This window comes from Rhodohalobacter sp. 8-1 (genome assembly GCF_038150125.1).
Lineage (GTDB): Bacteria > Bacteroidota > Rhodothermia > Balneolales > Balneolaceae > SW132.
Genome location: NZ_JBBVMF010000004.1, coordinates 209,782 through 224,466 on the forward strand (window position 1 = coordinate 209,782; position 14,685 = coordinate 224,466).

Sequence of the window (14,685 nt, forward strand, 5' to 3'; positions counted from 1 at the left end):
ATTACAGAGTTTGTGCGTCAGACTGTTGTAGTTTCTCGCGGGCATAGTGGGCATAAAATCCTTCAGGAAATTCAAGAAGTATGTTTTCGTACATTTCATTGACACTGTTCCGGTCGAGTAGCACTTCTGTCTGCCGGTTGAAGAATCGATTCTCGGAACCAAGATATTGATAGCCGGTGGTTATTTCATCATGCGAGTAATAACTTTCATTTTTAAGGGAAGCTTTATCACCTTCGCTCGCAGTTAAAAGCTGATCAGCAATTTCGGCACGCTCCCACATGAGCCGCTCTCGGATAGGCGATTGAATATTATTGCTGATTTGATCCTGTAAAAGTGACAAAATGAATGGCTGGAATTGGCTCGGCAACTCGTTTGTAAACTGGACAATCAGGTCGTCAGAAAATGGATGAGACGGTTTTTCCAGAAGCTGGCTTGATGCATCAATGGCTTCATCATAAGTGCCGGTGTGCAGAAGCTGAAGAGATTTACTAAACTTGCGCAGATCTGCAGCAGTGCTGTCCATTCGAATGCCGTTTTTAATCCACATACGCAACTGAATGGCATTGTTGGCAAAGTAAGAGGTATTCCGCCGTTCCAGTGAGCTTAACTGAACTTCGGCGAATTCAAAATCGCCTGCAAAGAAATCAGACAGACTAAGATAGTAGCGAGCTTTTTCGGATAGATTTGTCTCTTCAGTAACGCGGTCGGCTCGGGTGAGGGCTTGCCGGGATGTCGTATAATCTTTATTGAATAGTGCGATACGGCCTTCAGCATAAAGTGTGTAAGGCTCGCCGGAAGTTTCGCGCACAGAGTATGTTTTGAGATCTTTAAACCAGCGATTTGCTTTCTCGATCTCTTTAAAATGATCCAGCGAAAGGTCAATCAGCGTTGTCAAGACGCGGTCTTTCCGGTTATAATTTGGTGCAGATTCAATGATAGATTCATTCAGACGGTAGGCTTCCCTGAAAAGATCTTCAGCCTGCTGAAATGTGCCAAGTCCCTGCTGATTGAGATGCCGGGCCCATTGAATATAGGTGGTTGCCTTCTCTTCGGTAGCTCGGGTAACGGGCCCTGTCTGCGATTCGATGTAATAGTTGTAGGCATCAGCAGCAATCTCGTACTCCCTGGCCGATCGAAGCCGGTTTCCAAGCGAGAATAGCGAGTAATTGGTCTGTTCGGTTCGTGATTCATACTGCCGGGCGAACACAAAAGCGCGCCTGTACTCCTCTGTTTCAAGCAGCAGCCAGCTTAACAGCTGGTAGAGCTGCGAGTAGGCCGGGTGCTGATTATCCAACTCAAGAAGATAGTCTTCAAGCTCAAGTGCAGCTATGCTATAAAGCTTGTCATCTCTCATTCGTAAAAAACGCTGCTGAACAAAACTCATCTGCTGCGGCGTTTCTGTAATCACAGAATAGTATTCATTTACAGCTTTTTCAAACTGACCGGACTGCATGTATGCGTTTGCAATCTCGTTGGTAAAAAGCGATGGGTTTCTAAATATCTCGCGCGACATCGTGTAAATATCCACAGCTTTTGCGTATTCACGTCTTTCCATCATGGAAGAGGCTACACTATGAAAGATCTGGATCTGGCGCGGATTTTCATCAAGTACCGTTTGCCAGGCGTCATATGCCTGTTCGGTATCTCCGCTGATGTGGTAAATTTCGGCAAGTTTAATTCTTGTACGAGTAACATTATGTCCGTTTCGGAGGGAGGCTTTAGATATTTCTATGGCTTCATCGTAATACTTTAAGTTAATGAGCGTCTCAGCCAGGTGATCGTAAAAGGTATAAGTTCCGGGATATTGCTGATGCAGTTCACGTAAAATTGGCAGAGCATCTTCATACTTCTGCTGCTGCATATATTGATTCGCAATTCTAAACTCGTTGGATTGTGCATCAGCTAGTGACAGTGCAGAAATGAATAATACTACCGTCAGAAAAGCAGTTAACGAAAAAAATCTGATCATAAATTAAATACCTCTTTAAACATAGCGGGATAATCACTCTTAAGCGTTTGGTAAAACTTGTTTACCGGAAAACCAACAACATTATAATAATCACCTTCGATCTTTTTTATAAATAAACTTCCGTAATCATCCTGGATACCGTATGCTCCGGCCTTATCCATCGGGCTGCCGGTTGCAATATATCGGTTGATCTCGGTATCCTCCAACGTACTAAACGTTACTTTAGTTTTTTCAAAAAAAGCAACAGATTGCCGAATCGAACCATCAATGTCCACACCCATTACTGAAACGCCGCTGTACACCCAGTGATGGCGGCCGCTCAGAGATCGCAGCATCTCAAATGCCTGAGCCGAGGTTTCCGGCTTGACCATGATTGCACCGTCTTTCACAACAATAGTATCGGCGGCAATGACGATAGTATTCATTCTGCGTTGGGCAACATCCGCAGCTTTCTGTTCCGCAAGGCTGCATACATTTTTACCGGGACTCAAATTTTCGTTAATAATTTCTTCAATTGTTGATGGATCTACCGTACAGGACACGCCCATCATGTTAAAAAGCGTCTTTCGCCGCGGGCTGGCTGAGGCGAGAATGATACTGCTCATCAAATATCCTTTTTCATTCGTAATTTTTCAGTTAGAATACTTTTGAATACCTTCATTTGAATAAGGTTGTTGCTATCAGTTAATATACATGCACAAACCTTTTTATAATATCTGCGAATAGTCTTCAATGATAGCGGATCAGTTTCAGAAATAACAATAGCAGTAAACGAAAAATTTTTATGTCAGCAAAACGCAAAAAAAGATCGCAAAAGCCGATGGCTTTCCATGCTTTGAACTATAAAATTCTTGGTGTTGGCGTTCTTTTGATTGTCATCGGTTTCACCATCATGCGCCTCGAAAATGAAGTGTACGGTTTTATCTCGCTTTACATCGCTCCAGTGGTAATTATGGCTGGGTATATTGTTGTTGCGGTATCCATATTAAAGCGACCGGCTTCTGCACTAAATGACGAATCAGACAGAGCCCCTCAACAACGTTGAACCGACTAACCTCTTACGGGTTTATCTTTGCGCTCATCTACCTGGCGATTCTCGAGGGTGATGCCAGCGATCATGTGATGTTGATCCAGGGATTTACAATTTCGCTGGTTGTGGCTTATCTCGCATTTTTTCTCACCTGGCTCACACTTGATGCAACCCTTCCTGTAATTGTGATAGGAACCGCAATTTTTGGATTTGGAGGGTGGATACTTGCTATCGCGGTTGTTGTCTTTTTTATCACCGGAAGCCTGTTCAGCAGGCTAAATCGCGATCTCGATACACCCAATGATCAGTCGATACTTCCTGAGAGGCGACGAGACGGACTCCAAGTGTGGGCGAACGGATTCTGGGCTGCTTTTTTCTGTTTCCTATTGTTTTTATTCCCGCTCGACCTTTTTCTGGGAGCTGCATTCGGGGTTATAGCTACAGCCACCGCCGACACCTGGGCAACCGAAACGGGCATACGCAAACCGGGGAAGACCATCAGTATTAAAACGAGGAAATCCGTGCCGCCCGGTACCGAAGGCGGCATAAGTTTTAAAGGAACGTTTTTTTCAATATTAGGAGCGCTGCTCATCGGGTTTTTTGCATCACAAGAAGTTGGAGAAAACGCTATTCACACATTCGCAGTGGTTTCATTCGCGGGATTTGCGGGGTGTTTAATTGATTCCTACATCGGGGCGGTTTATCAGCGCAGCAACGATTCGGATCAGTCCGATCACCCCTGGTATTCTCTTGACAAGGATAAACAAAACAGTTTTGTGAACTGGGTTTCAACAGGAAGTGGCGGCCTGATTGCCCTCATTCTATTATTAATTATTTAACAGATTTACTATGAAGTGGTATCAAAAGCTGCATTGGAAAATTATTATCGGTCTCATCCTTGGTCTCGTATGGGGGTTAATTTCAAGCTTTCTTAACTGGAACCAGTTTACGGTCGATTATATCGGCCCCTTTGGTACTATCTTTGTTAACCTGCTGAAACTGATTGCTGTGCCACTTGTGCTTGCGTCCCTTATTGTGGGCGTTTCGAGCCTGAACGATATGACGAAACTTTCCAGAATGGGAGGAAAGACCATTGGCATTTATCTTGTCACTACCGTTCTTGCAATCACAATTGGCCTGACAATTGTAAATGTGATGCAGCCGGGAAAAACACTACCCCAAGAAACCCGCACGTCGCTGATGGAAAGTTATAGCGAAAATCTTGAGGGGAGGGACGAGGCTGCACAGGAACTGATTGAACGAAGCCCTCTTCAGTTTTTTGTGGATATCGTACCGGTAAACGCCGTTGATGCGGCATCTGACAACTCTAATATGCTGCAAGTTGTCTTTATCGCCATCATTCTGGGGATCGGTATCATTAATATACCGGTGCAAAAAGGGGAGGTACTTATCAACTTTTTCGATTCACTTAATGATGTGATCATTAAAATTGTGGACCTGATCATGAAAACCGCCCCTTATGGAGTGTTTGCTCTGATGGCAACGGTGATTGTTGACCTGGCAGGCGACGATTTAACCCAGGCGCTTGTGCTGCTCAGGGCTCTTGGCTGGTACTGCATAGCTGTGCTGATTGGCCTTTTGTTGCACGTTTCGATTGTCTATTTCAGTTTATTTAAATTATTCAGCAAAATGAAGTTGCGGAGTTTTTTAAAAGCTATTCGCCCGGCCATTCTGCTTGGCTTTAGCACAAGTTCAAGTGCGGCCACTCTGCCCGTTACGATGGAGAGGGTGGAAAAAAATCTTGGTGTGGACGAGGAGGTTTCGAGTTTTGTGCTTCCGGTGGGAGCTACAATAAATATGGACGGTACAAGTTTATACCAGGCAGTGGCTGCCGTATTTATCGCTCAGGCGCTCGGCCTCGATTTAACAATATTTCAACAGCTTACAATTGTTCTGACGGCTACTCTTGCTTCCATTGGGGCTGCCGGAGTTCCCGGTGCAGGTATCATTATGCTGGTTATTGTGCTCCAGGCGGTTCAGGTACCCGTTGAAGGTATTGGATTGATTCTGGGAGTTGACCGGATACTGGACATGGCAAGAACGGCTGTTAACATCACCGGTGATGCCGCGGTATCGGTTGCTGTAGCAAGTTCCGAAGGTATGCTCGGTGATATTCACTTTGATGATGAATAATAGATACAGCAGATTCATTTATTAACAGATTAGATTATCATGATGAAGACGTTTCTGGCGGTTTTCTTTTTCTTTATCGTTACAGTTTCTGCTATGGGTAAATCTTTTCTAAAGACCGGAACTGAAGATCCTGAGAAGCCTGATACATCATCTTTTGAAGAAAAGCTTGAGTATGCGATCGAGCAATTTTATCAAACCAGGTGGTCTAAATCTAAGGAGCTTTTTGACGATCTTAAGGCCGAGCACCCCACCGATCCGAGGCCACACTTTTTTGAATCGATGATGCCTTTTTGGGAATATTTCTTTATCCATCAAAAGAGTGAGCTTGCGGATAAATTTCTAAACCAATCGGAACGGGCCGTCGACTTAAGCGAACAGCGGCTGGCAAACAATCCGAGTGATACCACGATGGTTTTTCTACTGAGCGGATTGCACGGCTACAGGAGCTTGGTGGCTGCAAGTGAAAAGGAGTACAGGATAGCTATGCAAAGCGGTGTGACCGGTTTTACCTATACCCGGCAGCTTCTGTCTATAGACTCAAACCGACCGGATGCACAAATAGGGCGTGGCATGTTTTATTATATGGTGGGAAGTATTCCCGGTGAAGTCCGGTGGCTCACAAATTTGGCCGGTATTCGCGGAGATATTGAGATGGGATTCAGGGAGCTGGAAAAAGCAGCTGAAAGCGATAATGCCGTTCGTTATGACGCCATGATGATGCTGATGTACCTGCACGAAAAAGAAAAGGAGATAACTAAAGCTGTTGAATATGCGGAACGACTTACTGATCGATATTCAGAAAACGTAATTTTTTTATACAAAGCCGCAGAACTCTATGAGCTGCTCGGGAATACGGAACAAGCTGCAGAAAAATACAGGCTTGTGATATCGCTGAATAACGAAAATCTGCATGAACTCACTGAGATGAGCAAAACCCGTGTTGATGAACTTTATGCTCTCGGTTTGATTGACCAATAATTTTTACTAAACTCCTTAAGCACACTCACATATTATTCAAGACTATTTGTGTGTTTGCTCTGAACTCAATCAAGCCTATGGGCAAAAAGTTACAGATTAACTTATTTAAGATTCTTGTTCTCTTTCTGGTCCTGAGTTCTACTCAAACGATACTAAGTTATGGCCAGGTACCACTTGTTGATCTCCGGTCGTTTGAGATTTCGTTTACGTCCGAAGAATCAAACCTGGACAAGGATGGTGTAAAACTGTCTATGCAGGAAGCGAAACAAATGTCCGGCCTTGAGATAGACGACGGACAACCTTTTCGGTTTACATCAAGCCCGGATAATCAAAAGGGATTTTATTATGTCGACACCCGGGGCGGGGCGTCTCTGGGAAGATACTACCACTCAGGCAAGTCAAATGTAGTTTCTCAGCTGCCTGTCCGCAACGGAACTCCGCACAACATTGCAGGTGTCTCAATCGCTTTTGATTTTGTGTACAAGCCTGCGCAAACCAAATCTGAAATTAACTATCAGTTGTCGTACAAGGTTAATGATGGCCGTTGGATATCGCCGTCAGGCGGATTTTTCACGTCAGATATTTTCCAGGCTAAAGAGGAAAGCTGGAACTCTTTTTCCATGCAAATTATGCTTGATCAGCTCTACCTGCTTCCAAACGATCATCTGTACATTCGCTGGACGGCAACAGATACGAGTGAGGGCAATAGTTTTATTCCATTGGCACTTCAAAAAATTGAAATATTTGCTAAACAGGCTGAACCAAAAGAAATCCATTCCGGCTCGCTTATCATTTCAGAAATTATGCCTGCTTTTGAGACTGAGTCAGGTAAACTGGAATACGTTGAATTATACAATAGCACAGAAAATCCAATCAATTTAAAGGGGCTGGTTCTCCAGTCTGGTGAAAACCGAATTGTAGTTCAGCGTAATGTCATTGCGGAACCCTACAAGCCGATAGTTTTAACGGGAAGCAGTGAGAATAACAGCACCACCTATAATTTTACAGATTATCATTACTCAGAGCCATTAGTAGAAACAAATTCAGGCAGCCTTTCGCTTATCATCGATGGCAATGACGTGGCACGAGCACTTTTCGGAAGTTCAAAATCCGGAACTGCAGTTCAGATGGATAATCTCGCAAATGCATTCGATGGCTACTCTGGCCTTAGTCATTTTGAACCGGCAACAGAAGAGTGGAGCCGGGTTTTTTCTGGCACTCCTGGCCACATTGAACCCGAAAGCCATTTCTACAGCAAAACCATCACAAAAAGCGGCTGGTACCTGCTGGAACCGCCGGGTCAGCTTTCAGATGCACTGAACAGAGAGCTGAGCCCTGAATTAGCCTCATTGAAAGATAAATCAGCCGCGAATGATACCGACAAAGCCATTCCTCCCTATATTTACTTTCATCCGTCTGAAGCCGATCCTGTAAGAGTGTATGCGTCAGGGCAGAGCGACGGTGAGTCTCAATCCGATCAAAGAAAATCAGAACGCCACGCTATTTTTCAGGAAGTACCCTTAGTTAGCCTCAGCATCACACATCAATCAATGATACGTGATATAATTACTCAGGAAGGGAATCAGGGTTACCCGGCCCTTTTGACCTGGAGTAATAGTTCGCAGCAGTTTGAGCTGGTATGGCAAGAAGAGGACACTTTGTCTCCCTGGAACAGTTACATGGCCTCAGGAGAAGCAGAGGTAATGCTGCCCGGGCACATCACTGATTCTAATAGAAAGAATGTTTGGTCCGGCCTGACACGTTCGGTTGTGTTATCGCTTGTTTCAGACGCAGACAAGGACTCTGAGGCCATCGAGTATGATCGGTCCCTTATAGGTTTTTGGGAATCGCCATCACAAGACCATAGCACGGATTTTAGTTTGCCTAAATTGTGGACACCACTTGAAGAGAGCAGACCTGAGGAGCGTGATCCAATGCTGTATTTTAAATCAGCTGATACCGCATATCCGGCTAACAGCTATCTCAATTTTTCATTCACGCCCAAAGAGTTGTTACAGGTGCCTGTTGGCCTGAAATTGCCGGCAGCCATTAACAGTGCTCGTTTTGTGTGGGATTCAATTGAAACACTGCCTGAGCAGTGGGAGCTAGAGCTGGTAGATGCCGAACTGGGAGAGAAAATTAACATGCGAGAGGAGAGATCATATTCATTTTTTGAGCGATCTGAGGTTTTAAGGGAAGGAATGAACGATCCGGATCACTCATTTAAGCCTGTTGAAAAAGTAGAGTATAACCGATTTTATATACGAATTTCATCCACAGGAGATCTCGGGAAGTTCGAAGATGAAGGTGAGACGCCGGAATCCATCAAGCTTAAACAGAACTACCCGAACCCATTCAATCCAACCACAACAATCGGTTTTTATGTGCCCAAAGCAACTGACGTTCAAATTGGGGTTTACAACGTTGTGGGACAACAAGTAGGACAATTGGTAGATGAGCGCCTTGGTCCGGGAGATCATACGATAACCTGGAATGCCATGGATATGCCAAGTGGCGTTTATATAGTACAGATGGAAGCGATGAATACAGTACAAACACGTAAAATTACGCTCATTAAGTGAATGGTATCTTGTGTTTCACATTTGATTGCTGATAATGGATAGAATTGGGCGATATTTTCGTTGAGAAATCTTAAATGGAGATGTTTGGCTTTCGGAAAAGGGTATTAATAGCACAATCAATCTTTCAGATCTGTAAATTAACTGATAAGTTAGAATGTTGGTTTCAAATATCTGCAAAATCCCCATTGAAACAGACGGCTGACGACGATTTTAAACCATTATTTAATTTAAACTAAACCATTATTACAACATACATGCAGTATAAGACAATTCAAGGTGTAGACGTGCCCGAAATAGGACTCGGCACATATAAACTATACGGGAAAGAGTGCAAAAATACGGTAATGAAGGCCTTCGACCTGGGGTACAGATTGGTGGATACCGCGCAAATGTACAAGAATGAAGCGGAGATCGGAGACGCAATTAGAACATCGCATGTGGATCGTGAAGAAATTTTTGTAACCACAAAAGTGTGGCATACTAATTTGGAGCACGATGATTTGTTGCAAACAGTGGAAGACAGCCTTGAACAGCTGAAAACGCCCTACGTTGATTTGTTAATGATTCACTGGCCTAATAAGCAATACTCGCTTGAAAAAACGATGGAAGCCATGCTGGTACTTAGAGACCAGGGCAAGGCGATGAATATCGGCGTATGTAACTTCCCGATTGACCTGGTAAAAGAGGTTACAGAAGAACTGCAGATCCCGATATTTTGCGACCAGGTTGAATTTCACCCCTTTTTGGAACAATTTGATCTGCTTGAATATTCTTATGAGCAGGAGTTCCTGATTACGGCTTACAGTCCGCTTGCCCAGGGCAAAGTGTTCGAAAACGAGCTTTTACAAGATATAGGTCAAAATCATGGGAAGACAGCGGGGCAAGTCTCTTTACGATGGCTTATCGAACAGGAAAATGTAGTTGCAATTCCTAAAGCGAGCAGTGAAAAGCATCTCAAAGAAAACATCGATATTTTTGATTTTGAACTGACAGACGAAGAATTTCAAAGCATTGATGAGCTGGATAAGAGCCTTAGGCTCGTGAATCCATCGTTTGCACCCGATTGGTCAAAATGAACGATTAAATGATTATCTTAATTAAGTTTACAGTGCTCAGATGTATTTTTTGCTGCTATCGATTTATTAATAGTCAGCTTCAGCAATAACACGTTCTGATTTATAATTTCTCAAAAATATTTTCAACTACGTTATCAATCGCATGTTAAAAACCTCAGATTACTTCATACTCATCGCCGCTCTTATTTCAATGATGCTATCCATCGGTTTATGGTTTAGTGGTAATACCGATGCAGGTTTATTTGTTGGAATATGGGTTCCCTCTATACTCGGATTTGGAGCATACTTTAAAATCATTAAATACAGGAGTATGCCATGAGTATTCAGTTTATATTTTCATCGGGTATAATAGTAGTCATTCTGTTCTTGATAGGATTGATTTATACCTTTAAGGAATTCAAAGAGATGGAAAAACATCCTGAAGACTACCGTCGCCGAAATGATGCAGCCGTGATTGATACAGAAGAGGAGAAGCCTTAATCTTTCCATACCGAAATCCCTTCGGCCAATATGTGGCCGGAGTCTGCCTTTTCAATTGTGTGGAGATAGGTATTGTCGTTCAGCCATCTCGTATTTATCACAATTTGCTGGTATAAACTCGCCTCTTTGTGAAACTGTATATTAATTTCGTGGCACGTCAATTTTGGCGGCATCTCATCGGGCATGAATCCTGTCATCCACTCAATGTAAGTCACATTATTTACGTGGTGGTTCATATCTATATCGTGGCTGCTTACCGTTAGAGTCGTTATACGGTCAGGTGAATCCATTGATGGAAATGATGACTTCTCGATTGATAGTTTGTGCTCATCAACATCAAGCCCCATTTCTATAATCTCTTCCGGAATACGAACAGGCCGGCGATTTTTGATATTCAACACCATCCACTGGCTGACGCCGACGCCCATCGTCATGCCGTTTTCATCGGTAAGCTCATAATCTCTGAATGCCCGAATCCCATCACCCGAAGACGGCCAGGTATTCACGACAACTCGCTGCCAGCGCCTTGGGAATTTGTCCATTTTGATGTGCAAACGGTATAACACCCACGTGACTCCTTTCTTGTGAAGATCCTCGATATCAAATGTCAGGTCTTTTGCATTTTTACCGGCCGCTTCCTGGAAATAGTTTGCAATGACAGGCAGGGCAGTCTTTCCGGTTTGATCAATTTCGTAGGACCGAACCACAAATTCTTCTGTGTGTTTGATGACGCTCATAATTGCTTTATTAGGATGAATTGATATTTGTTAAGTAATAATACAAAATACAGTTTTGAATTTATGAACATAGATTTTCAGCTGCACTGTTTCAGTGTGCGGTCTTTTATCTGAAAGTAGTTGTACCGGCTGGAAATCTTTATTCCGTTCATACAGGAAAACGATGGCACATCCTGGTTTGGATAAAGATCTCATATCAATCATCAAAATCCAGCATTGGGTGGGTATGATTACGATAAATTGGCTACATAATTCATCGGGAATTTGGAGTCCCGTCCGTTCCACGGACTCTTTTGTATCAATGTGTCCGCCATTTACCCCACGTTGCCCAATGAGTGCCTGCGGCGAAACGTGGGGAAACGAAGCGTTCGCCCCGTTCGGACTCAGGGTGTGTGGTGTGGAGTGGATTGAAGCATTGAAATAATTTTTTTACGATGAATGATATATTCGGCGGGACATTGACATGGGATTGAATGGCCTCTCAATTCGCCCTCCACAGTCTCGAAGAGACGGACGCTTGGTAGCCCGGCAATTCATTGCCGGGTTCTATGCGACGATCCACCCGGGTAAAATCCGCTAAGCGGATGATACATTCTGGGTGTGGTGTGGATGGGTATTGAAGCATTGAAGTCGCCAATCATCCCAGGTCACCCAGCGATTGCCTTAGAGTTTCAGCTATCGGTACACGCTAAAAAAACCATCAAGAAAATACTTATTGATGATTGATTTCGGTTCCTGAAGCCCGTACCATAATCACGCGTTAGGTTCCGTTGGCGGCGACATCATAAATTCGCTCGCAACGGATGAAAAGGGAATCCGGTGAAAATCCGGGACTATCCCCGTAGCTGTAAGCTCCAAGACGCCCCGGTACTCAATTGCCACTGATCTTCACATAAGATCGGGAAGGCCGCCGGGGTGGAGTAAGTCAGAAGACCTGCCTGATTGCACATAATTCAGGCTTTCGGAGGAAAGGCCGGGAATGAACGATCGGTCGGTCAGTGTTTCTTCTCATACGCAAACCCCTGCCATCGGAATCTCCCATCTTTTTTCATATTCGGAAGCTCATCGGTTTAAATCTTTAAAATTAAACATAACCATGAGCAAACTCTATCCACTAATTACAATATGTTTCATTCTATGCCTTTTGCTTTTACAGGTGAAGGTCAGCGCGCAATCGACAGAATCGGCGACTGTCGACTCACTGGAGCTCGACAACATCGTAATAACAGCATCCAAAATTCCCCAGGCCCGGCGTGAAACCACCAAGCCGGTACAGATTATTGATCGAGCTGAAATTGAAAAAAATACCGGCCGCAATCTTTCACAGATCCTGAACCAGCAGAGCGGCATTCGTGTGAACGACTCGTTTGGAGCTCCATCAAACGGAAGAATTCTGTATATGCAGGGTGCTGCCGCCACGAATACACTTATTCTCGTGGATGGCCTGGCTATCAGCGATCCATCAGGTACCGGCGGTTTGTTTGATCTCAGACTGCTTTCGACAGAGAACATCGAGCGAATTGAGATCATCAAGGGTAGCCAGTCTACATTATATGGAACGGATGCTATTGCCGGTGTCATCAATATTATTACCCGGAAAGGCGGCGATGACTCTATCAACGGAAACGGGCAGTTTTCATACGGGTCATACGATACATTCAACGGAAGTCTTGGGGTTAACGGCGCTGTTACTCAGGGCGTCCGATATAATGTAAGCTACAGCCGTGAGTCAGCTGAGGGAATCAGCGCCGCAGAAAATCCAGGATCTGAAGGCTCATTTGATAAGGATGGATTTAACAACGATTCATTTTTTGGCCGCATTGACATCACCCCGGTTGAAAATCTCACCATCAGCCCGTTTCTCCAGTATTCCAGCTATGATGGCGATTATGATGGCGGTGCATTTTCGGATGCTGAAAACGAGTTTACACTAAAGATGTTCAGCCCCAGATTACAGGTGGAGTACAATGCAGAGCGGGCCCGGGTTAACGCGGAGTATAACTATACTCGCACAGAGCGTTCTTTTGTAAACTCTTTTGGCGAGAACGAGTTTGAAGGCAGGTTTCATAATGCTGATCTGTTTGGGAATTATAGCCTCACTGATTATGTGCAGGTTTTAGCGGGCCTGAACTACCAGGGGTTTTCGATTCCTGCGGCCGAAGGTGGTTCATCGCGCAACGCGTCGATCATAAGCCCGTATGCCACCGTATATCTTAACGATGCCGCCGGTTTCAGCGCTGAACTCGGCTACAGGCTCAATAACCATACTGAGTACGGCAGCAATTCTACATTTAGCGTAGCCCCGTCGTACAAACTGGCTGAAAATGTTAAACTATTTGGTTCCGTAACGACCGGGTTTAAAGCCCCGACACTGGACGAGCTGTTCGGGCAGTTTGGTGCCAACCCTGACCTCGACCCTCAGCGTAGTCTCTACATGAATGCCGGAGTTGAAGCCTATCTTCTGGATCAGTCGCTGAAATTTAGCGCTCAATACTTTAATCGTGAAATTGATGATTTGATCATTTACGCCACCGCTGGTTTTGTTAATCGCGACCGGCAAAACGACCAGGGCATCGAACTGTCGGGTGACTGGATTGTTAATAGTAATCTAACTCTCGGCGGCTGGTACAATAACCTCGACGGTGAGATCACTCAGGAAGGTGAAAACGGATCGGTAACCGAAAGTAACCTCATCCGGCGACCGGAAAATAGTTTTGGATTTCGGGCGGATGTGCAGCCTTTGGAGCATCTCACCATCCGGCTGAATGGAGAATATAATAGTGAGAGATCGGAACTTTATTTCAATCCCAATAACAATTTTGCAGCCGAAGACGTGACACTGGACGCCTATACGCTGGTGAATGTGTATGCAGAATATAGTTTGCTCGATCAGCGGCTTACTCTGTTTGGTGATGTGCAAAATCTGTTCAACACCGACTTCACTGAAGTCTACGGATATAACACGATCGGAACCTCCCTGAAAGCGGGTGTGAAGGTCAATTTTTAGTTGTTTGATTTAGGTTGGATCCTCTCGAAGCTGCCGAGGCCGTGATTGCAAGCATTGCAGCAGTTATGAAAACCAATTGATCCACTAATTCAGTTTGTGAGTATTTGATTCCATACGCGTTCAAATCTCCCTCTTTTCCGAAGCTCAGCTAATGTAAGAGAGGGAGCTCACGTATAAGATCAGACGATCTTCTTATTTGATTTTCATGTATAAAAACAGATGGTAAAACGTGATTAATAATTTTAATATTGAATTATACAATTAGTCAGAAAAAACGTCCTGCCGTCAAATTATATGACTCTGCCTGGAGCGAACGGGATTAGTTCGTTTTAGAATGTTTGATTCGAATTGTGGATAACTCGGTCATATTGTGGATAACTCTATATTATTCATTTAGCGCCCTTATGATGCGTTTTTGATTATCCTGAATGTTGATAACCCCTTCAGGAGAACTCTCAGTGGGTTTCTAAAAGAATTGATTCTCGACGATTGCCCCTTAAGGCATTCAAATTCAATTTTTATGTTTTGTCTATTTTTTTGATTGTGGATAACCCGCGGTATTTGTGGAAAAGTATTTCAGAAATAATTTGATGCTTGCCGCATTCGGGAATATCTTATTAAGCCCAACAAGAAAGTAATCGCCATCTTCTGGCGAACCCATCAGATCAGCAC

Annotated in this window: 11 protein-coding genes and 1 riboswitch; of the genes, 8 read left to right on the forward strand and 3 right to left on the reverse strand. The window is 44.1% G+C overall.

Annotated elements, in window-relative coordinates; genetic code table 11:
- Nucleotide 1: 1 nt before the first annotated feature.
- Both AABW11_RS05525 and AABW11_RS05530 read right to left on the reverse strand, forming a co-directional pair.
- Nucleotides 2-1,969 (reverse strand): tetratricopeptide repeat protein, encoded by a 1,968-nt coding sequence (locus tag AABW11_RS05525; protein WP_340103791.1) that lies wholly within the window; start codon nt 1,967-1,969, stop codon nt 2-4.
- Complete coding sequence (locus tag AABW11_RS05530) at nt 1,966-2,574, reverse strand: Maf family protein (protein ID WP_340103792.1); 609 nt, start codon at nt 2,572-2,574, stop codon at nt 1,966-1,968. Before AABW11_RS05530 ends, AABW11_RS05525 begins: the two co-directional genes overlap by 4 nt.
- Before the next feature lie 179 nt (nt 2,575-2,753).
- Here AABW11_RS05530 and AABW11_RS05535 point away from each other — a divergent pair, with 179 nt between their 5' ends.
- The 7 genes from AABW11_RS05535 to AABW11_RS05565 all read left to right on the forward strand — a co-directional run bounded on the left by AABW11_RS05535 (nt 2,754) and on the right by AABW11_RS05565 (nt 10,269).
- Nucleotides 2,754-3,014 (forward strand): DUF3098 domain-containing protein, encoded by a 261-nt coding sequence (locus tag AABW11_RS05535; RefSeq protein ID WP_340103793.1) that lies wholly within the window; start codon nt 2,754-2,756, stop codon nt 3,012-3,014.
- Complete coding sequence (locus AABW11_RS05540; protein WP_340103794.1) at nt 3,011-3,838, forward strand: DUF92 domain-containing protein; 828 nt, start codon at nt 3,011-3,013, stop codon at nt 3,836-3,838. Before AABW11_RS05535 ends, AABW11_RS05540 begins: the two co-directional genes overlap by 4 nt.
- Before the next feature lie 10 nt (nt 3,839-3,848).
- Nucleotides 3,849-5,153, forward strand: coding sequence for a dicarboxylate/amino acid:cation symporter (locus AABW11_RS05545; protein WP_340103795.1), 1,305 nt, complete (start codon nt 3,849-3,851; stop codon nt 5,151-5,153).
- Between the two features lie 39 nt (nt 5,154-5,192).
- Entirely contained in the window at nt 5,193-6,131 is a 939-nt protein-coding gene (locus AABW11_RS05550) for a tetratricopeptide repeat protein (protein ID WP_340103796.1), read from the forward strand.
- A 77-nt stretch (nt 6,132-6,208) separates the two neighbouring features.
- Nucleotides 6,209-8,713: a T9SS type A sorting domain-containing protein gene (locus AABW11_RS05555; protein WP_340103797.1), complete on the forward strand. Its 2,505-nt coding sequence runs from the start codon at nt 6,209-6,211 to the stop codon at nt 8,711-8,713.
- Between the two features lie 254 nt (nt 8,714-8,967).
- Nucleotides 8,968-9,789: an aldo/keto reductase gene (locus AABW11_RS05560; protein ID WP_340103798.1), complete on the forward strand. Its 822-nt coding sequence runs from the start codon at nt 8,968-8,970 to the stop codon at nt 9,787-9,789.
- Nucleotides 9,790-10,104: 315 nt separating this feature from the next.
- Complete coding sequence (locus AABW11_RS05565) at nt 10,105-10,269, forward strand: hypothetical protein (protein ID WP_340103799.1); 165 nt, start codon at nt 10,105-10,107, stop codon at nt 10,267-10,269.
- Here the strand turns inward: AABW11_RS05565 and AABW11_RS05570 are convergent.
- Complete coding sequence (locus tag AABW11_RS05570) at nt 10,266-11,006, reverse strand: acyl-[acyl-carrier-protein] thioesterase (protein ID WP_340103800.1); 741 nt, start codon at nt 11,004-11,006, stop codon at nt 10,266-10,268. The two genes, AABW11_RS05565 and AABW11_RS05570, sit on opposite strands and share 4 nt — an antisense overlap.
- Nucleotides 11,007-11,751: 745 nt before the next feature.
- Nucleotides 11,752-11,962, forward strand: a riboswitch (cobalamin riboswitch).
- A gap of 140 nt (nt 11,963-12,102) precedes the next feature.
- Here AABW11_RS05570 and AABW11_RS05575 point away from each other — a divergent pair.
- Complete coding sequence (locus AABW11_RS05575; protein ID WP_340103801.1) at nt 12,103-14,013, forward strand: TonB-dependent receptor plug domain-containing protein; 1,911 nt, start codon at nt 12,103-12,105, stop codon at nt 14,011-14,013.
- Nucleotides 14,014-14,685: the final 672 nt, after the last annotated feature.

What these genes read in the sequence shown, in the direction of transcription:
- AABW11_RS05565 (WP_340103799.1), top strand. Translation starts at nt 10,105, where the DNA reads ATGAGTATTCAGTTTATATTTTCATCGGGTATAATAGTAGTCATTCTG.
- AABW11_RS05530 (WP_340103792.1), bottom strand. Translation starts at nt 2,574, where the DNA reads ATGAGCAGTATCATTCTCGCCTCAGCCAGCCCGCGGCGAAAGACGCTT.
- AABW11_RS05570 (WP_340103800.1), bottom strand. Translation starts at nt 11,006, where the DNA reads ATGAGCGTCATCAAACACACAGAAGAATTTGTGGTTCGGTCCTACGAA.
- AABW11_RS05550 (WP_340103796.1), top strand. Translation starts at nt 5,193, where the DNA reads ATGATGAAGACGTTTCTGGCGGTTTTCTTTTTCTTTATCGTTACAGTT.
- AABW11_RS05555 (WP_340103797.1), top strand. Translation starts at nt 6,209, where the DNA reads ATGGGCAAAAAGTTACAGATTAACTTATTTAAGATTCTTGTTCTCTTT.
- AABW11_RS05525 (WP_340103791.1), bottom strand. Translation starts at nt 1,969, where the DNA reads ATGATCAGATTTTTTTCGTTAACTGCTTTTCTGACGGTAGTATTATTC.
- AABW11_RS05545 (WP_340103795.1), top strand. Translation starts at nt 3,849, where the DNA reads ATGAAGTGGTATCAAAAGCTGCATTGGAAAATTATTATCGGTCTCATC.
- AABW11_RS05535 (WP_340103793.1), top strand. Translation starts at nt 2,754, where the DNA reads ATGTCAGCAAAACGCAAAAAAAGATCGCAAAAGCCGATGGCTTTCCAT.
- AABW11_RS05560 (WP_340103798.1), top strand. Translation starts at nt 8,968, where the DNA reads ATGCAGTATAAGACAATTCAAGGTGTAGACGTGCCCGAAATAGGACTC.
- AABW11_RS05575 (WP_340103801.1), top strand. Translation starts at nt 12,103, where the DNA reads ATGAGCAAACTCTATCCACTAATTACAATATGTTTCATTCTATGCCTT.